This is a genomic window from Steroidobacter cummioxidans (genome assembly GCF_003104955.1).
Window position 1 is genome coordinate 28,687 of sequence record NZ_LSRW01000078.1, and the last position, 17,954, is coordinate 46,640.

The 17,954-nt window shown below is 60.0% G+C and carries 16 protein-coding genes; all 16 read left to right on the forward strand.

The genetic code is table 11. The features are described from left to right. Positions 1–7 precede the first annotated feature (7 nt). The 16 genes from D0550_RS28235 to D0550_RS28310 all read left to right on the forward strand — a co-directional run bounded on the left by D0550_RS28235 (position 8) and on the right by D0550_RS28310 (position 17,866). On the forward strand, positions 8–910 hold the full coding sequence (locus tag D0550_RS28235; RefSeq protein WP_116812547.1) for a Wzz/FepE/Etk N-terminal domain-containing protein: 903 nt from the start codon (positions 8–10) through the stop codon (positions 908–910). 36 nt (positions 911–946) lie between these two features. Further along, entirely contained in the window at positions 947–2,287 is a 1,341-nt protein-coding gene (locus tag D0550_RS28240; protein ID WP_116812548.1) for an oligosaccharide flippase family protein, read from the forward strand. Beyond that, positions 2,284–2,964, forward strand: coding sequence for a methyltransferase domain-containing protein (locus D0550_RS28245; protein ID WP_116812549.1), 681 nt, complete (start codon positions 2,284–2,286; stop codon positions 2,962–2,964). Before D0550_RS28240 ends, D0550_RS28245 begins: the two co-directional genes overlap by 4 nt. Positions 2,965–2,988: 24 nt before the next feature. Continuing rightward, positions 2,989–3,735, forward strand: a complete 747-nt coding sequence (locus D0550_RS28250) for a class I SAM-dependent methyltransferase (RefSeq protein WP_116812550.1) — start codon at positions 2,989–2,991, stop codon at positions 3,733–3,735. Continuing rightward, complete coding sequence (locus D0550_RS28255) at positions 3,732–4,826, forward strand: glycosyltransferase family protein (protein WP_116812551.1); 1,095 nt, start codon at positions 3,732–3,734, stop codon at positions 4,824–4,826. The genes D0550_RS28250 and D0550_RS28255 overlap by 4 nt, the downstream gene beginning before the upstream one ends. Before the next feature lie 10 nt (positions 4,827–4,836). Further along, the gene (locus D0550_RS35035) at positions 4,837–6,114 is read left to right on the forward strand and encodes a hypothetical protein (RefSeq protein WP_161966105.1); all 1,278 of its coding nucleotides are present in this window, start codon (positions 4,837–4,839) and stop codon (positions 6,112–6,114) included. Beyond that, a complete protein-coding gene (locus tag D0550_RS36550; RefSeq protein ID WP_161966106.1) occupies positions 6,111–7,181 on the forward strand; it encodes a glycosyltransferase family 4 protein in 1,071 nt (356 codons plus the stop codon). The genes D0550_RS35035 and D0550_RS36550 overlap by 4 nt, the downstream gene beginning before the upstream one ends. Continuing rightward, positions 7,160–8,020, forward strand: coding sequence for a class I SAM-dependent methyltransferase (locus tag D0550_RS28270; RefSeq protein WP_116812552.1), 861 nt, complete (start codon positions 7,160–7,162; stop codon positions 8,018–8,020). Before D0550_RS36550 ends, D0550_RS28270 begins: the two co-directional genes overlap by 22 nt. 57 nt (positions 8,021–8,077) lie before the next feature. Next, the gene (gene asnB / locus D0550_RS28275; protein WP_116812553.1) at positions 8,078–10,045 is read left to right on the forward strand and encodes an asparagine synthase (glutamine-hydrolyzing); all 1,968 of its coding nucleotides are present in this window, start codon (positions 8,078–8,080) and stop codon (positions 10,043–10,045) included. Then, the gene (locus tag D0550_RS28280) at positions 10,042–11,193 is read left to right on the forward strand and encodes a glycosyltransferase family 4 protein (RefSeq protein ID WP_116812554.1); all 1,152 of its coding nucleotides are present in this window, start codon (positions 10,042–10,044) and stop codon (positions 11,191–11,193) included. The genes asnB and D0550_RS28280 overlap by 4 nt, the downstream gene beginning before the upstream one ends. A gap of 68 nt (positions 11,194–11,261) precedes the next feature. Continuing rightward, the gene (locus D0550_RS28285; RefSeq protein ID WP_116812555.1) at positions 11,262–12,626 is read left to right on the forward strand and encodes a hypothetical protein; all 1,365 of its coding nucleotides are present in this window, start codon (positions 11,262–11,264) and stop codon (positions 12,624–12,626) included. A gap of 518 nt (positions 12,627–13,144) precedes the next feature. Then, positions 13,145–14,026, forward strand: coding sequence for a glucose-1-phosphate thymidylyltransferase RfbA (gene rfbA / locus D0550_RS28290; RefSeq protein WP_116812556.1), 882 nt, complete (start codon positions 13,145–13,147; stop codon positions 14,024–14,026). Beyond that, positions 14,023–14,571: a dTDP-4-dehydrorhamnose 3,5-epimerase gene (rfbC, locus tag D0550_RS28295; protein WP_116812557.1), complete on the forward strand. Its 549-nt coding sequence runs from the start codon at positions 14,023–14,025 to the stop codon at positions 14,569–14,571. The genes rfbA and rfbC overlap by 4 nt, the downstream gene beginning before the upstream one ends. Beyond that, positions 14,568–15,434 (forward strand): dTDP-4-dehydrorhamnose reductase, encoded by an 867-nt coding sequence (gene rfbD, locus D0550_RS28300; RefSeq protein WP_116812558.1) that lies wholly within the window; start codon positions 14,568–14,570, stop codon positions 15,432–15,434. The genes rfbC and rfbD overlap by 4 nt, the downstream gene beginning before the upstream one ends. Beyond that, a complete protein-coding gene (gene rfbB / locus D0550_RS28305) occupies positions 15,431–16,522 on the forward strand; it encodes a dTDP-glucose 4,6-dehydratase (RefSeq protein WP_116812559.1) in 1,092 nt (363 codons plus the stop codon). Before rfbD ends, rfbB begins: the two co-directional genes overlap by 4 nt. Positions 16,523–16,801: 279 nt before the next feature. Continuing rightward, positions 16,802–17,866, forward strand: a complete 1,065-nt coding sequence (locus D0550_RS28310; RefSeq protein ID WP_161966107.1) for an MraY family glycosyltransferase — start codon at positions 16,802–16,804, stop codon at positions 17,864–17,866. The last annotated feature ends 88 nt before the right edge of the window (positions 17,867–17,954 follow it).

The window sequence follows — 17,954 nt, forward strand, 5'->3', positions numbered from 1 at the left end:
GCACGCAATGGACGAACGGCCAGTGAGTATCGCGGCGACGGACTGGGCGAGTGGGCAACTCGGTTTTATCGGCCTGTTGAGAATTTTGTGGCTGAAGCGCTGGTGGGTGGCCGCGACTACGATCGTGTGCGCCGGCACCTTCCTCGCTGCGGCGTTTATTCTCACACCCGTATATCGATCATCCGTGTTGCTCATGCCAGTAACCAGCGAGCGCAGCGGCGGCAGCATCGGTTCCGCGTTGGGCCAACTCGGTGGTCTGGCGGCGCTGGCCGGAGTGAAGGTCGGGGCCAACGATACTGAGCTCGAAGAGGCACTGGCGGTTTTGAAGTCGCGCCAGTTCACCGATGGCTTCGTCGAGGATTTCAGTTTGCGGCAAAGGTTCTTTGCCGACCGCTGGGATGAGTCGAATCGGCGTTGGTTGCCGGGCAAGAAGGAACCGAGCGCGGCTCAGGCCTATGATTATTTCGACAAGAGGGTCCGAACCCTAACACGCGACACCAAGACCGGGCTGGTGACATTGAAGATCGAATGGCGCGACCGAACCGAGGCCGCCGCCTGGGCCAACGAGTTGGTCAAGCGACTCAATCTGGAGATGCGCCGCCGCGCCGGCGACAAGGCGACAGCGTCTCTGGAATACCTGAAGAAAGAGCTCAAGACGACCGATGACCTGGGCACGCGCGCGGCGATCTATCGGCTGGTGGAGTTGCAGGTCAAGCAGATCATGCTGGCCAACGTGACGCAGGAATACGTGTTCCAGGTGGTGGACAAAGCGTTGATACCGGATGAGGACAAGTACATCTGGCCACGCAAGGGCGTGATGCTTGCGATGGGGTTGTTCATCGGACTGGCGCTCGGCGTGTTCCTGGCAATTGTCTCATCGGCTATCGTCGCGCTGCGTGCGGCGCGCTAGTCGCGTGCCGCACGTTTTTCCTATATATCGCCGATCATGACCTCAGAGGCGCAGGCGGGCACGGGCGGCGGGCCACTCGGAACGCTGGCTCGCTATGCGGCCATCGTTCGCCACTACCTGTTGAAGGGGTTTCTCTGGAGTCTGATTGCGGCCCTGCTCAACCAGGGGGCCACGGTACTGTCCAGCCTGTTGCTGGCACGGATCCTCGGACTGAAGCAATTCGGCCTGTACGCGATCGTGCTAACCGTCGTCATGACCGCGGCTACGATTGCCCAGGGCGGGGCGGGGCTGGTCGCCGCCAAGTTCATCGCAGAGTTTCGCGGCGCAGGCGGCCGACGGGTGGGCGGCATTCTGCGGCTCTGCAAGTTCCTGACGTTGGCCACCGGACTGTGTGGCGCCGCTCTGATGTTCGTCACGGCACCGATGATCGCTGTATCGGTCTACGGCGATGCCGTGCTGCTCGGACCGTTGAAGATTGCAGCGATCGCCGTATATTTTCAAACCGGCGTCGCGTACCTGCAGGGCTCGCTCCAGGGGTTTGGCGCCTTCCGCAACTTGAGTCATGTGGGACTGATAACTGGCATTACCCACATCGTCGTGACCTGCGTCGGCGGTTGGTGGGGCGGGCTCGATGGAGCTGCAATAGGCTTAGCGGTATCGAGCGCTTGCAGATATGCCGTTTTTTATTTCGCGCTTTCCAAAGTCATCGTCGGGCATGGAATCTCGCGTGACGAGCCTCTGACCGACCACGATCGGCAATTGGTATGGAAGTTCGCATTGCCCGCGGGACTGTCGGGCTTCGTCACCGTGCCGGCGCAATCCATCGTGATGGCGATCCTGGCGAGGCTGCCCGGCGGCGTCGAGTTGGTCGGAATTTACGCGGCCGCCAACCAGATCCGGCTCATTGCATTGCAGATGCCGACGCTGCTGAATTCGGTCACGGTATCGGTGCTCAACAATCTCAAAGGCAAGGCTCAGCTCGGCGAGTTCCGCCACCTATACACGGCCAACGTCCTGGCAACACTCGTTACCGCGCTATTCATAGTTGTGCCATTAAGCTTGGGATTGCCGTATGTGCTCTCGACTTACGGAGAGGCATTCGTTCGGCGTGACTGGTTCGCGTACGTGTTGCTGTTGTCGGTCCTGCCCGAGGTGCTGAGCAGCGCGATGTACCAGTTGGTGCAGGCGGCCGGGCGGATGTGGCAGTCGCTGTTCCTGATCGCCATTCCACGCGACGCGAGCTTCGTCTTACTTTCGTATTTGTGGGCACCCTCCGCAACATTGCAGGGCGTTGCGGCGGCTTATTTCGTGGCCCAGTTCATTTCGGTGTGCGCGACGTGGATGGTCGCACCCAAGCCTGTTCAGGAGGCGTTTTGAACGAGTCGATTGAGCGGCGGGGCGAAGCAACGCCGGCGGTGATGCCGGTGGATCGCGAGGCATGGTTCGATGCCGTGAACCTGTCGATGTTCGTGAATACCTATTATCAGCTGCGGGATGTTCGCCACTGGGTCGGCGCCGGCAAGACGATCCTGATCATCGGTCCCGGTCAGGGACTGGATGCGGCGGTGTTCCGGTGGAAGCAGTACGAGGTAACCACTTTCGACATCGATTCGACCTTCGATCCAGATGTCATCGGCAGCTGCCATGACATGCCGATGTTTCGCGACAAGCACTTCGACATCGTCATCGTGTCCCACGTGCTCGAGCACTTGCCGATTGCGTATCTCAACGGAGCGCTCGCGGAGATTGCCCGGGTCGGCCATTTCGCGCTGGCGTATCTGCCGGTGGCCGGGCGGCATCCGCGCGTCACGTTGGACATGGGGTTCAAGTCGATCGAGTTGACTGCGGTGGCGGATCTATTCAATCCCCTTCGTAAACCGGATCCCGGCCGGCCGTTGTTCTGCAGCGGTCAGCACTATTGGGAAATAGGTTATCGCGGTTTCAGCAAGCGCGCGGTCCGCGAGCGTCTGGCGCACCATTTCGAGGTGCTGACGGAATATCGCAACAAGCATTGGACACCCAGTTACAACTTCGTTCTCCGGTCGCGGCGATGACGCGCGGCGAGCGAGCTCACGAGTATGTTTAAGACTCCCGGCAAGACTTATTGGAATGGCAACTGGGCAGGCGCGGTACCGAGCGGCTCGCTCAGCTCATTGAACGTCTTCAACCTCGATTTGAAGACGCTGTTCAGATCCTTGCGGTTGACCGCCAGTGCGCGAGTCGCCGAGATCGGCTTTGCACCGGGCAAGACGCTTGCCTGGGTGCACGATCACGTGACGCGCAACGTCGTCGGTGTCGACTATTCGGATCAAGGATGCGCCATTGCACGCCAGTTCTTTGCTGCCACAGGTCGGAGCGCACAGATGTTGTGCGAGGATGCCACGGCGGTTGCCGGGCTGGATGGCACCATGGATCTGGTCTATTCGATCGGGGTGCTGGAGCATTTCGACGATCCGTCGGACATGCTAGGCGCGCATTTGCGCTGGCTGAAGGCCGGCGGTACGGCGCTGGTGCTCATTCCCAACTACTCGGGCTTGTATCAACGCTTACAGGCACGGCTCGATCCGGCCAACCTGGAAATCCACAATCTGGACGTGATGCGTCCGTCTTTCTGGACCGACTTGCAGGCTCGCCATCCCGACTATGTGCTGACTGCTTCGTTCTATGGGCGGCCCTCGCCCTGGCTGTTGTCGCTGCAGAAATACGGAGTGGGCGGTCGGTTGGTGCAATATGCACTGAACTTTCTCGCATTTATCTGGCCGCGAAACACGCGCTTTGCAGCGAATATTCTGATCGTCGGTCGTCGGCGCGCGGCGGTCCAATGAAACGAGTCGCGGTGTTCGGCCTGGCATTGGAACGAGAAATCCGGTTGGGAAGCTACGTTCTGTACCCGGTGGGCAAGTCGATCGCCTGGAGCGGTTGCGCGACCGTCGGCCGCAGGCTGCTCACCCATGGGTTCAGTGGCATTTTGCGTAGCCGTTTGGTACTCGAGGCGCGCGGTGTCGATGAGTTGTATCGCGAGCGCGATGCTCAGTACCTGCGCAATTGCGAGCAGCTCTTGAGGGAAATAGAAGGCGCGGATGCGGTCGTCTTCTTCACGTATCCGTTCCTGCATCCAGAGATTCTCGCTGCGCGGCGTGGCTCGCGTAAGTTCATCATGGGCTTCGTCGACGATCCGCACTCGACCTACGTGCGCGGACTTCCCTACGTGTGGGCGTACGATGGCGCCTTCTATATTTCGCCGAGCTACAGTGCCGATTCCAGCTTCGATGAGCTGTTGCGTCGGGCCGGCGTGCGGCGCAGATTCTGGTTGCCCTTGGTGCAGCCTGTGCCCATACCTTCGCTGAGCTATGAGGACATCCTCAAACGCGAGGCGGGCGTGTGCTACGTGGGCAATCCGACATTTACGAAAGTAGAGCGTCTGGCACGAGTCAAACGTGCTCTGGGCGACGATTTCACCGTGCATGGCCGCTGGCCATTCGGTGGCTACGCGGGATTTCTACGGGTGCTGGTCGGAGAGCGTGGCTACTATCGTCGCGTCCATGCCATCGAGCCCGCCGACAAGCGCGAGCTGTATCTGCGAACCAAGATCGCATTGAACATGCACGTAAGCGATGTGCCCTCCGAATGCGGCAACATGCGCACGTACGAGGCGGCGTCGCACGGCATGCTGCTGTTGTGCGACCGTGGCGCGTCGAATCTCCAGACCCAGATATTGCGCGAGAACGAGGAGGCCATCTACTACGACGACATTGGAGATGCCATCGCCAAGGCGTGCAAGTTCCTCGGGGACGACGAGCGTCGAGCCGAAATAGCGTATCGCGGCTACTTGCGTGCCAAGGAGCAGTACACGTTCGAGACGGTCTGGCAGTCGCTGTGTTCCTGGATCTTCGCCGCCGACGCGGAGGCTCGCTGAGGATCGACCGATGCTGCTGTGGACATTGCTATTCATCAACACTGTGTTGACCGGGGCGGCGGTGGGCTTGGTGCAGTGGCGCTCGCCCAATCATCTGCATTTGCTGTCGCTATTGCTGGTGAGCCTGTGGGTCGCGTATCCCTTCAAATGCGCGCTGTTGCTGTTCGACCCCGAAGGTTTCATGACTTTCCCGCACGACGTCGACCAGTTCAATTATCTGTTCGTCAACGTTTACTACTTCGTCAACATGCTGGCATGCATGACTGCGGTGCTGCTGTTCTTGCCGAGGGAGCAGCGTGACTTCACGGAGCGTACCCGGGCACTGCATCCGACCTTCTGGTTGCTGGCAATTTCGGCGATTCTGATCATTGCGTACTGGGGCATCTACGTTGAGTACTATCTCGACTTCTCGCTGGTGAAGAACGAGCTGCGTCGCAAGTCGCTCGAAGCGCAGGTTGGCTACGGTTGGATCACTGTGCTCATGCTGTGGGGGTTGCCGCTCGTGTATTTCACGTTGCGATCGAACGCGAATCTGCTGTTTCGCGCGGCGGCAGTAGGCGCGTTCCTGTCGGTATTGCTGGTGGTAGGTTCGCGTGCTTATTTGTTGGGCGCGCTGCTGTTGGCTTGCGTTGCCGCCATCGGTTTCTCGGCCGTTCGAGCATGCATCGTTCTGGGCGCTTTGGGCGTGGCGGCGTCGGTCATCGGCATGTTGAGCTGGCGAGAGGACAACGAGTTCCTGTTCCTGTTCGCGTTGCGGCGTTTCATGCAAACATACGACGGATTCGATCTGTTCGCGGCGTACCTGCAGATTCAGGACGGGCAGCCGCTGCTGTGGGGCAAGACCATCTTCGAAGATATTTTCATCACGTACATCCCGCGTTTCCTTTGGGAGTCCAAGCCATTCCTGTTCGGCTCGAACGCGGTGGTAGCTGCAATGTTTCCCGACCTGTCGGACACCGAAGGCCTGATGGCGACATTTCCGTCCGGTTTCCTGCTGGAGCAATACGCGAATTTTTCCTTCTTCGGCGTACTGCTGATGTTCATGTTGTTCGCGTTACTGTCGCGATTCCCACGGCCGGTTGGTTTCAAGTCGCGCTTCATTTACCTCGGCTTGTTCGCTTTCGCACCGACGTTTTTCAGATCCGCGGCGTCATTCATCACGTTGATGCTGATCTTGTCGCTGCTGGCACTGGTCGTGGATGCGCTGGAGCAACTCTCGGCCTACATCACAAGTTTGCTCAAACGATATCTGGCGAACATGCGAAACAGCGGTCTGGCGCTTCGATGATCAATGTTCTGGTGCTTTTTTCCGCAGCGGGACTGGGCGGCGCGGAGCGCAGTCTGACCCGAATGTGTCTGGCGAACTCGGCGCCGGATATCACCTACCGGCTAGGCACAGTGGATGGAGAGGGCGAATGGACGCGCTGGGTGCGGGCATGCGGCGTCGAGCCATTGGTTCTTCCTTCGGTCGCCAGTTTTTGGGCGCTGCGACGGACGCTGCGTGAGTTGGCACCGAGCGTGGTGTACGCAGTCGGCCTGCGCTCGTGCATCCTCGTGCGTTTGATCAAGCTTACGCTGCCACGCTTGCGGGTTGTGCATGCCATTCGCACCAGCTTCCCGCCGGGCTCGGAACTGACAGTTCGCTATGGACACTCGGAAAGGCTGCTACGAAGGTTGACCGCTGCTTATATAGCGAATTCTCAGGCAGGCCGCGACTCTCTGTCTCGGATCGCCGGAGTGGATCGCAAGGCGATTCATGTGATTCCGAATGGTGTAGAGCTGCCACTGCCACCGCCGCAGCCGGTGAGCATGCGTCCCAAGAACGTCGCGGTGATCGCAAATCTGCATCCGCTGAAAGGCCACCTGCCGTTTCTTGAAGTGATCGCCACAGTGGCTCGTCAGCACCCTGACGTTAGATTTTTGTTCGTCGGTCGAGACGATCTCAACGGAGCGATCCAGCGCGCTGTTGCTCAGCAAGGTTTGGAATCGAACGTTCGCTTTGAGGGGTTTCAGAGAGACATTGCGCCATTTCTGGCAGCGGCTCGCATGCTCGTGTTGCCCTCGCGGGTGACCGAGGGGGCGCCGACTGCTATTCTCGAAGCTCAAGCGGCTGCCTTGCCGACGCTGGCCTATGGCGTTGGGGGGGTGCGGGAGTTGATCCGAGATGGCGTGGATGGCCATGTCGAGGAGGTTACCGATGTGGGCGCAATGTCTGCCGCTATAGTGTCTTTGTTGGACGATCCCGTCAGAGCAGAACAGATGGGCTTGGCAGCAAGGCGCAAGGTGCAGGAGCAATATTCACTCGCGGCATGCTCGGACCGGCACGCGGTCATATGGCGCGAAATTTGTGGGTGATCGGCGTGAGTGATCGAAACATCGACACGGCTGCCGTGGAAGATTTTGGCTCGGAATGGGAGAAGTTCGACCAGAGCGGCGTTTCGGAGGCTGAGCTGAGGAGACAGTTCGATCGGTATTTCGCCGTCTTTCCGTGGGAATCGCTGCCTCCTCAGGCGCGAGGATTTGATCTGGGCTGTGGCAGCGGACGGTGGGCCAACTTTGCGGCGGCACGCATTCATGAACTCATCTGTATCGATCCGTCTGAACGGGCGCTCGCGGTGGCGCGAAGGAATTTGCGCGAGCGTTCGAACGTCGCGTTTCACTGCGCAAGTGTCGATGCGATGCCGCTTGGCGAGGAAAGCATGGATTTTGGCTATTCGCTCGGCGTTCTTCATCATGTTCCGGATACCGCGGCGGGTATTTGCAGCTGCGTTCGATTGCTAAAAAAAGGCGCGCCTTTCTTGGTCTATCTCTACTATCGTTTCGACAATCGGTCCCGGTGGTTTCGGCTGCTGTGGACGGTGTCCGACGTCGCCCGGCGGGGTATTTCACGGCTTCCGGGTTTTGCCAAGCGCAGAGTATGTGACGTGATCGCTATGTTCGTTTATTGGCCGCTCGCCAGATTCGCTCGTCTGCTGGAGAAGGCAGGAGTGAATGTGAGCAGCGTGCCGCTTTCTCAGTACCGCGCGATGAGCTTCTATACCATGCGCACCGACTCCCTGGATCGCTTCGGGACACGTTTGGAACAACGATTCACGCGCGCGCAAATCAAACAGATGATGACGCAGGCTGGGCTGACCGACATCCAGTTCAGCGATGACGAACCATACTGGTGCGCAGTCGGCTTCAAGACCTGAGCGCGGTTTCTTCAGCGCACGTTTTTTTTCCCCCAATCCAGAAGTGCCTCCCCGACGATGTGCGGAATTGCCGGTTTCGTGAAACAAGGTGCTCCCGACTCAAATCGAGCGGTGCTGCGGCGGATGACGGATTCACTGTCCCACCGAGGGCCGGATGGATCCGGCTCTTGGATCGACGCAGCGACCGGAGTCGCCCTGGGCCACCGGCGCCTGTCGATTATCGACTTGTCGGAATTGGGCAGCCAGCCCATGCGCTCCCGCAGCGGCCGTTACATCACCGTGTACAACGGCGAGATTTATAACTTCGGCGCATTGCGCGCCGTTCTGGAAAAGCTCGGCCACACATTCAACGGTCACAGCGACACAGAGGTGGCGCTGGCGGCTTTCGATCAATGGGGCATCGAGGCGAGCCTGCAGCAGTTCGTAGGAATGTTTGCATTTGCCATCTGGGACGTACAACAACGGGAGCTGACTCTCAGTCGAGACCGTCTGGGCAAAAAGCCGTTGTACTATGGTTTTGTCGGCGGCGGGCTGGCGTTCGGCTCGGAGCTTCGGGCGCTACTGCAATTTCCTGGCTGGAATCCAGTGGTCAGCCGCAGCGCTCTGACTCTGTATTTGCGTCACAACTGCGTGCCTTCGCCATGGTCTATCTATGAGGGGGTGCACAAGCTGCCTCCAGGCCATTCTCTGCGCGTCGGACTGCGCCATGGCAAACCCGAGCAACTGTCTCTTACTTCGTACTGGTTGGCGTCGCAACGGCAGGCTCACGCCATTGCCAATCCATTCCGTGGCTCGTTCGATGAAGCTGTCGATGAGACCGAGCGATTGTTGGCCGATGCTACTCGACTGAGGATGATCTCGGATGTGCCGCTCGGCGCGTTTCTTTCCGGCGGGATCGACTCGAGTGTCATCGCGGCGTTGATGCAGAAGCAGAGCTCGACGCCCGTGCGCACGTTCACCATTGGCTTCAACGAGACTGGCTACAATGAGGCGACTCACGCCAAGGCAGTCGCGGCCCACCTGGGGACGGATCACACCGAGCTGTATGTGAGTCCCCAGGATTCGCTGGACGTGATTCCCAGGCTGCCGTCTATTTACGACGAGCCGTTCGCGGATTCGTCGCAGATCCCGACCTATCTGGTGTCCGCGATGGCGCGGCGGGACGTAACGGTTGCATTGTCGGGTGATGGGGGCGATGAAGGCTTCTGTGGCTACAACCGCTATGTGTGGTGGCAACAGATCTGGGGCCGAACCTCGCGCATTCCGAGTTGGCTGTTGCGTGCTACGGCGCGCGGCATGCAGGGTCTGAGTGCGGCGCAGTGGGATCGGCTGCTGCGGGTCGTATCTCCGGTGCTGCCGGCCAGTCTGAAGATCGCCACGCCGGGCGATCGGCTGCACAAACTGGCCGCAGTGTTGCCGATAAGGGACCCGCAAGCCTTGTATCGGCAACTCGTGTCTCATTATTCGTCGCCCGAGCAGCTTGTGCTCGGCGCGGCCGAGCCCGCGACGATTCTCAACGAGCCCTTCGATCTCGCGAGCGATGAAGACTTCATCAATCGCATGATGCTGCTCGACACCATGACCTACCTGCCGGACGATATCCTGGTCAAAGTCGATCGTGCCAGCATGGCAGTCAGCCTGGAGACACGCGCGCCGCTGCTCGATCACCGCTTGCTGGAGTTTGCGTGGTCGTTGCCGCTGGCGATGAAGCTCCAGGGGCGCGATGGCAAGCGCGTGTTGAAGAGCGTGCTGTATCGCCATGTGCCACGCGAGCTGGTGGATCGTCCCAAGACTGGCTTTGGGTTGCCGCTCGATTCTTGGTTACGAACGACTTTGCGCGACTGGGCCGAGACCTTGTTGACGCCGTCCCGCTTGCGCGCCGATGGCTACTTTGCGGTCGAGCCGATTCAACGACTATGGCGCGAACATCAGTCCGGGAGTCGCCAGTGGCACTATCACCTCTGGGACATTCTGATGTTTCAATCCTGGCTCGATAGTGTCCGCACTGTGCGGGCCGTAGAATGAGTGTGGATCTTTCCGGCGAGCGAATCGCCGTCGTTTCCAGGTGCGCCAGGACGCTGTTCAATTTTCGCCGATCGCTGATAGGCGCAGCTCAGCGCGCTGGCGCAGAAGTCACTGCCTTCGGTTCGGCTGGCGAGGGATTTGAACAGAGACTGCAGTCGCAGGGCATGCGATTCGAGCATATTCCTGTGAGCTGGCGCGGGCTCGACCCGCTGGCCGACCTCATGCTGCTGGGGACCATGGCGCGGATGTTTCGACGCTATCGCCCTCACATAGTCCATTGCTTCACGATCAAGCCGGCGATCTTCGGCACAGTGGCCGCGTGGCTGGCGAAAGTTCCCCTTCGCGTGGTGACGATCACCGGGCTGGGTCATGCGTTCACCACTGCCGGACCGCTGGTCCGGGGTGTGGTCACCCGTCTGTATCGATTTGCCCTCGCGCGCGCGCACGTGGTCTTTTTTCAGAACAAGGACGATCGCGATCTGTTCGTGCAGCTGGGATTGGTGAGCGCCGGCGTCGCCCGATTGATCCCTGGTTCCGGCGTGGATTTGGAGCGCTTCGCACCTGTGGCGCTGCCGGGTGGAGGCAGGGATTCGCCGCGTTTTCTGATGATTGCCAGGCTGCTGCGCGAGAAGGGAGTTCGGGAGTTCATCGAAGCCGCCGCGGCGGTAAAACAGCGGTATCCGGGCGCCGCTTTTACTCTGCTGGGCGGAGCGGATTCGCGCAACCCGAGCTCACTCAGTGCCGCTGAAATAGCTGAGCTACGGAATTCAGCTGCGGTTCAGTGGGTGGATGAAGTGCTGGACGTACGTCAATACATCGCTGCCGCCGACGTCATGGTGTTGCCTTCGTACCGGGAAGGTTTGCCCAGAACGCTGCTGGAAGGCGCGGCCATGGGACGTGCGCTGGTGGCGACGGATGCACCTGGCTGCAGAGAAGTCGTAATCCCTGGCGAAACCGGTTATCTGGTTCCAGTACGCGATTCCGCTGCTCTGGCTCAAGCCATGCAAACCTTGTGCGAATGCCCTGACGAAATCCCCGCGTTGGGTCGGGCAGCCCGCCACATGGTGGAGGCGATCTACGATCAGCGCGTAGTCGATGCAATCTGTTTACACGCGTACGCAGAGCGGCGCGGCACGTCGAGCGGCTAACGTCGACTTTTTTACAGCAATGACGCAGACTTGTAGTCTTCAGCGGAGCCCGGGCCGGACGTGAGGATATGCCCCAACAGCTGCTATTTCTGGAATTCAATGAGATCAATTTCGAGGGCATCGAGTACTACTGCAAGCAAGGTGCGTTGCCGAACCTGAATCGACTCATTGCTGACCACGGTTGGACCAAGACGCTCTCCGAGCAGCGCTATGAGGAACTGGAACCTTGGATTCAGTGGGTGACTGCTCACACGGGAAAGACGCTTGCGGAGCATGGTGTCTTTCGGCTGGGCGATATCACCAAGCACGATTTGCCGCAGATCTGGGAGCGCCTCGAAGAACATGGATTGCGAGTGGGAGCGATCAGTCCCATGAACGCCAAGCACAGGCTGCGTGCCGCCGCGTTCTTCGTTCCCGATCCCTGGACGCGTACCGAGTTGACCGCGAGGCCGCGCTTGCGCGGTCTATACGATGCAGTCGTGCAGGCTGTGAACGACAATGCCGAAGCTCGCCTGACCGTGCGCTCTCTCCAGAAGCTCGTGCTCGGCATGCTTGATTATGCGCGTGTCGCCAACTATGCGTGGTACGCACGGCTGGCTGCAACAGCCATCGCAGCGCCATGGCGCAAAGCTATTTTGCTCGATGTGCTGCTGGCCGATGTGTTTCTTGCGGAGGTGGCTCGCACGGCTCCGCATTTCGCGACGCTGTTCTTGAACGCGGGTGCTCACATACAGCACCACTACTTGTTTTCAGCAGCCTGTTACAGTGGTAAGAGCTCCAATCCAGAATGGTATCTGCGCCCGGGCAGGGATCCAGTCCGCGAGGTGTATCAAGCGTATGACCGGATCCTCGGATCGGTACGGCGCGCGTTTCCTGGCGCGCGGCTGATGATTGCCACGGGTTTGCATCAGGAACCGCACGGTCGAGTTACGTACTATTGGCGCTTGCGTCGCCACAATGAGTTTCTCAAGCGGATTGGCATCGCATTCCAGCGAGTGGAACCGCGCATGTCGAGAGACTTCTTGATCGTGTGTGCGTCCCAATCTCAGGCGGCGGAAGCTGGGCGTCGCCTGGCCGCGGCGAAAAGCAGCGACGGCGTCCCGCTGTTTGAAGTCGATAACCGCGGCAGTGATCTCTTCGTCATGCTGACCTACCCAGGAGAGATCTCGGGCAGTTTGCATTTCTTTATTGACGATCAGCCATACCAGCTAGCCGAGCGGGATGTGGCATTCGTCGCATTGAAGAACGGCGAACACAACGGTGTGGGGTACTTCGTGGATTCGGGGCAGAGTTTTCAAAGAGGGTCTGACGCCAAGGCGTTTGCTCTGGCGGAGATCCCGAACCGCGTGTTCGACGCTTTGGGCATAACTTCGGGCGTCGCGACTGCGAATCAGGCAGTCGACACCGATGGGTCCGCAGCTGTGATGACTTGAGTTGTCGCACTCGGACTCATCGATCGTCCCAGCGACCGCTTCCTTGGTTGGCGATCGATCTTTCATAACGAGCGGGTCCAGTATTCAGCCCCGTCGTCGCACTGTGGATCTTCGCGCCGATCTTTGATCTGTTCAGCAGCATGGTGCGACGAGTGACGAACGGTTCCCTTTCACGGCGACTGGGATCACCTGCACCACGTATTGCGTCGCCATGAGCTGTCGTCACACCAAGTGGCGCGAGCGGCGTTGGCGGGGGCCTTTCGCTACAGCAGCAAGCTGTGTGTGGGGGCTGCCTATGTCAGGATCTGTTGTGGAGCCGCAGGTCGGCCTTGGCAAACGCCGATACGAACAAGGTCGCTGCACACGCGTTGCCTACGCGCTAGCATTCCCGTGGGCCGACCGGTCATCGATCTATTGGGCGTCGCCAGGTCGGGACGCGTGCCGTGCCGGTGTCGCAAGACCGTGCAATCCGTCGGCAATTCTGGGACAATTTTACCTGTTTTCAGCGACTTGGCCCCATGCGCAAAGGCATCATTCTGGCTGGCGGTGCCGGCACTCGTCTTTACCCGCTGACGTTGGTCACCAGCAAGCAGCTGCTGCCGATCTACGACAAGCCGATGATCTACTACCCGCTCAGCGTGTTGATGCTGGCCGGAATCCGTGAGCACCTGATCATCTCGACGCCGGAAGACCTGCCGCGCTTTCGCCAATTGCTAGGCACTGGCGAACAGTGGGGCATGCAGTTTGAGTACGCCGAGCAGCCGCGACCGGGCGGCATTGCCGAAGCCATCCTGATTGCCGGACAGCGTTACGGCAGCCACGCGTTCGCCTTGGTTCTCGGCGACAACATTTTCTACGGACACGGCATGACGCAGCTGTTGCGAGCCGCGGCCGCCCGGGGCACGGGGGCGAGCGTATTCGCGTACCACGTTCAGGATCCTGAGCGTTATGGCGTCGTGGAGTTCGATGCTCACGGCCGCGCCCTCGGCATCGAGGAAAAGCCCGCCAAGCCTCATTCCAACTACGCTGTGACCGGACTCTATTTCTACGACGAGCGCGCTTATGAGTTCGCGCAGCAGCTCGTGCCATCGGCGCGAGGCGAGCTGGAGATCACTGATCTCAACAAGGAGTATCTGCGACGCGGCGAGTTGCACGTCCAGTTCATGGGGCGCGGTTACGCCTGGCTCGACACCGGCACGCACGAATCCTTGATTGCCGCGTCCACGTTCATCGAAGCCGTCGAGACGAGGCAGGCATTGAAAGTGGCCTGTCCCGAGGAGATTGCGTACCGGCAGGGATTCATTACGGCCGGGCAAGTGCGTGCGCTGGCGCGCCCGTTGCAGAACACGCAGTACGGCCAATATCTGCTGCGCATGTTGGAAGAACGAGTCATCGAATGATTTTCAAACCGACCCGCCTGCCCGAGGTCGTGCTGATCGAGCCGAAGGTTATTGGAGACGAGCGCGGCTTCTTCATGGAAACCTGGGAAGCGCGGAAATTCGCCGACGCCGGTATCGACGCGAGTTTCGTGCAAGACAACCACAGCCGCTCCAGCCGCTGGGTGCTACGTGGCCTGCACTATCAGTTGCGTCATGCGCAGGGAAAATTGGTCCGCATCACCGAGGGCGAGGTTTTCGACGTCGCCGTGGATGTGCGCAGATCATCACCGACGTTCGGGCAGTGGGTGGGGGACTATCTGAGTGCGGATAACCGTCGCATGATGTGGATTCCGCCCGGTTTCGCGCACGGCTTCGTCGCGTTGAGCGAGCGCGTGGAATTTTTGTACAAGTGCACGGACTTCTACGACCCGGCGAGCGAGCGTACGCTGCTGTGGAACGATCCCCGAGTGAAGGTGGAGTGGCCCATTGCGCAGGGCATCCAGCCGATCGTCTCTGCGAAGGATCGAGGTGGCACGCCGCTCGACACTGCCGAGTGTTACCCGTGAAAGCTCTGATCGTCGGCGCGACGGGACAGCTCGCTCGGGCACTCCAGCGAGACCTGCCGCAAAGTGTGCAGGCTGTGGCTCTGAGCAGGGCCGAATACGAGCTCGCCGACCATTCGGCGTTAGCTCGTCAACTGGACGCTCACGCACCGAGTGTCTTGATCAACGCGACCGCTTACACCGCAGTCGATCTGGCCGAGACCGATCGGCAGGGTGCCTTCGCCGCAAATGCCGAGGCTGTAGGCCTCATGGCCGAGGCTTGTGAGCAGCGCGCCATCAAATTCGTCCACGTGTCTACGGACTTTGTCTTCGACGGTGGCGCTGGGCGGCCCTACCGGCCGGAAGACGCGACCAATCCGCTCGGTGTGTATGGGCTGAGCAAGCTGGAAGGCGAGCGAAGGATCGCAGCGCGGCCCCGTCTGGACTGGCGAGTTATTCGAACCGCATGGGTCTATTCCGCGGCAGGCCGCAATTTTGTACTGACGATGTTGCGCTTGTTTCGCGAGCGCACGGTCGTCAAGGTCGTTGCCGACCAGGTCGGTACCCCTACCAGCGCCGGCTCTCTGGCCGCATGCGTCTGGGCTGCGGCACTCACCGATGGCGAATCCGGGATCCTGCATTTCACCGATGCCGGAGTTGCCAGCTGGTACGACTTCGCGGTGGCAATTTACGATGAGGCGCGCGCTTTAGGTTTGATTCAGCAAGACGTCGTCATCATGCCGGTCCCTACTGAACAATATCCGACGCCCGCGCGCCGGCCGTCTTACAGCGTGCTCGACAATCGAGTCACGCTCGAGCAACTGGGATTGCAGCCTGTGCATTGGAGAGCGAACTTGCGAAAGGTACTGAAGGAGTTGGTTCCTTGAGGCACCTGCTGGTTACGGGCGGTGCCGGATTCATCGGCGCCAATTTTGTTCACTATTGGCTGCAGCAGCATCCGGAAGATCGGGTCGTAGTGCTGGATGCGCTCACCTATGCCGGCAATCGGTCGAATTTGGCGGACGCTGAAGGCCGGGCTCAGTATCGATTCGTGGCGGGCGACATCTGTGACGCGCAATTGGTCGGCGATCTCATGCGCGATGAGAAAATTGACTGCGTGGTGCACCTCGCCGCCGAGTCGCATGTCGACCGATCGATCTCCGGGCCTGATGAGTTCATTCGTACCAATCTGCTCGGCACGCACACGCTGCTGAAGAGCGCGCGTGCGTTGTGGAGTCAGGAAGGCCGGCTGCGCGCCGATGTGAGATTTCATCATGTCTCGACCGACGAGGTGTATGGCTCGCTCACTTCGACGGCGCCGTCGTTCACCGAAGCGACCGCTTACGGCCCCAACTCACCGTACTCCGCCAGCAAGGCCGGTTCCGATCACCTGGTGCGGGCCTACCACCACACATACGGATTGCCGGTTACGACCAGCAACTGCTCGAACAACTACGGCCCGTTCCAGTTTCCGGAAAAACTGATCCCGCTGATGCTGGTGCATGCGCTGGAAGGCAAGCAGCTGCCAGTCTATGGCCGCGGCGAGAACGTTCGGGACTGGCTCTATGTCGAGGATCACTGCGCGGCGATCGAAGCAATCCTACAGCGGGGGAGAGTCGGCGAGACGTACAACGTGGGCGGCTGCAATGAGTGGCGGAATATCGACATCGTCACCGAATTGTGCGGACTGCTGGAGGTCAAGTTCAGTGGAGACGAGTCGCTGCGCGAGCGTTTTCCAAACTGTCCGGCGGCGCGCGGGCGCCGCGTCAGCGAACTGATCGAGTTCGTGACGGATCGCAAAGGGCATGACTGGCGTTACGCCATCGACGCCACCAAGATCCGCGATGAGTTGCAGTTCACACCGCGCGAACGTTTCGAAACCGGCATCGTGAAAACCGTGAACTGGTATCTGCAGCACGAGTCGTGGTGGCGCGCAGTGTTCGACGGCAGCTATCGGCTCGGCAATCGATGCTGAGCGATAGACCGACGAACGTATGTGTCCAGTTGCCGACACCGTGACGGTCGCGGAATTGCTTTCGCAATATGCGGGCTCTGGTGGATATATCTATTTGTGTCGCCTGGGCTACAATAGGAAGACCGGCCGGCGGAAGAGCCGCACATGCACGGGGATGACGATGGTGCATTCCCGACAACACGGTCAACGCAACGAATTTCCGGCCTTCAAGGGACAAGGGTAATCATGCCAGGGCGAATACTCGGACTCGCGCTGCCGCTGCTAGTGACGGTTCTTTTCATGTTCGCGTTGAGGCCGTTCGCGCGCAGCGTCGGTCTGATCGATCGTCCTGGCGGCCGCAAACAGCACATCGGCGAAATCCCTGTGATCGGGGGGTTGGCGATGTTCGCGGGTTTCCTGATCAGCAGCATCTACAGCTATCAGTCATTCCCTGACTATCCTTACTTGCTTGCAGGACTAGGGGTCCTGGTTGTGATCGGCATGCTGGACGACCGCTTCGATCTGCCGGCGCCGGTGCGTTTCATCGGGCAGGCGTGCGCCGCGTTACTGATGGTCGGCGGCGCCAACGTGGTCGCCACCAACATTGGTCATGTGTTTTTCGGCGGAATCGTCGAGCTGGGGTGGTTTTCCGACCTCTTTACCATCACGATCGTGCTGACCGCGATCAACGCCTTCAATATGTTCGATGGCAGCGATGGCGTGGCCGGCATTCAGGCGATGATGGGGCTGGTGTTCATGGGCTTCGCCTGCGTCCTGGCCGGGCAACTCGGACCGATCCCGCTGATCGTCAGCATGATCGGTTGCCTGGTGGGCTTCCTGATTTTCAATTGGCCGTCCAAGCGTACCAAGCCCATGCGCGCTTTCATGGGCGACGCGGGCAGCACCATGCTCGGCTTCCTGCTCGCCTGGCTGGCCATCGATCTGTCCCAAGGGGCGGAGCCGGTATTCAGCCCGGTTGTCGTGCTGTGGATTTTCGCACTGCCGATTTTCGATCTGTTCAGCAGCATGGTTCGGCGTGTGATGAATGGACTCTCGCCATTCCACGGCGACTCGGATCATCTGCATCATGTATTGCGCCGCCAGGGGTTGTCGTCGCGCAAGGTGGCACAAGCGGTGGCGCTTGGCGCTTTCGCCAGCGCGGCAATCGGTGTGGGCGGATATCGAACCGGTGTTCCGGACGGCGTTCTGTGTCTCGGTTGGATCGCCACCGGCGTGATCTATCACGTGGTGTTCGGCAGCGGCATGGTACTGGGGCGCCGGCCGTCCAGCGCCGACGGACGTTTGGTGGGCGGTTCTACGGTTACCCTGGAAACCGCTCCTCCTGCGAAGCGCCATTCGTCCTGAAGCAAAATGTCGCCATATGGCGACGTCGGCAGTGCCGTGGTTTGACATGGCAGCCAACGGACTACATTCTCGACGCGAGCCGTCCTCG

Bases quoted from the DNA above. Each gene is read 5' to 3' on its own strand.
- asnB (WP_116812553.1), top strand. From the start codon at position 8,078: ATGTGCGGAATTGCCGGTTTCGTGAAACAAGGTGCTCCCGACTCAAAT.
- D0550_RS28285 (WP_116812555.1), top strand. From the start codon at position 11,262: ATGCCCCAACAGCTGCTATTTCTGGAATTCAATGAGATCAATTTCGAG.
- D0550_RS28280 (WP_116812554.1), top strand. From the start codon at position 10,042: ATGAGTGTGGATCTTTCCGGCGAGCGAATCGCCGTCGTTTCCAGGTGC.
- D0550_RS36550 (WP_161966106.1), top strand. From the start codon at position 6,111: ATGATCAATGTTCTGGTGCTTTTTTCCGCAGCGGGACTGGGCGGCGCG.
- D0550_RS28235 (WP_116812547.1), top strand. From the start codon at position 8: ATGGACGAACGGCCAGTGAGTATCGCGGCGACGGACTGGGCGAGTGGG.
- D0550_RS28240 (WP_116812548.1), top strand. From the start codon at position 947: ATGACCTCAGAGGCGCAGGCGGGCACGGGCGGCGGGCCACTCGGAACG.
- D0550_RS28255 (WP_116812551.1), top strand. From the start codon at position 3,732: ATGAAACGAGTCGCGGTGTTCGGCCTGGCATTGGAACGAGAAATCCGG.
- D0550_RS28310 (WP_161966107.1), top strand. From the start codon at position 16,802: ATGTTCGCGTTGAGGCCGTTCGCGCGCAGCGTCGGTCTGATCGATCGT.
- rfbA (WP_116812556.1), top strand. From the start codon at position 13,145: ATGCGCAAAGGCATCATTCTGGCTGGCGGTGCCGGCACTCGTCTTTAC.
- D0550_RS28250 (WP_116812550.1), top strand. From the start codon at position 2,989: ATGTTTAAGACTCCCGGCAAGACTTATTGGAATGGCAACTGGGCAGGC.
- D0550_RS28270 (WP_116812552.1), top strand. From the start codon at position 7,160: ATGGCGCGAAATTTGTGGGTGATCGGCGTGAGTGATCGAAACATCGAC.
- D0550_RS35035 (WP_161966105.1), top strand. From the start codon at position 4,837: ATGCTGCTGTGGACATTGCTATTCATCAACACTGTGTTGACCGGGGCG.
- rfbC (WP_116812557.1), top strand. From the start codon at position 14,023: ATGATTTTCAAACCGACCCGCCTGCCCGAGGTCGTGCTGATCGAGCCG.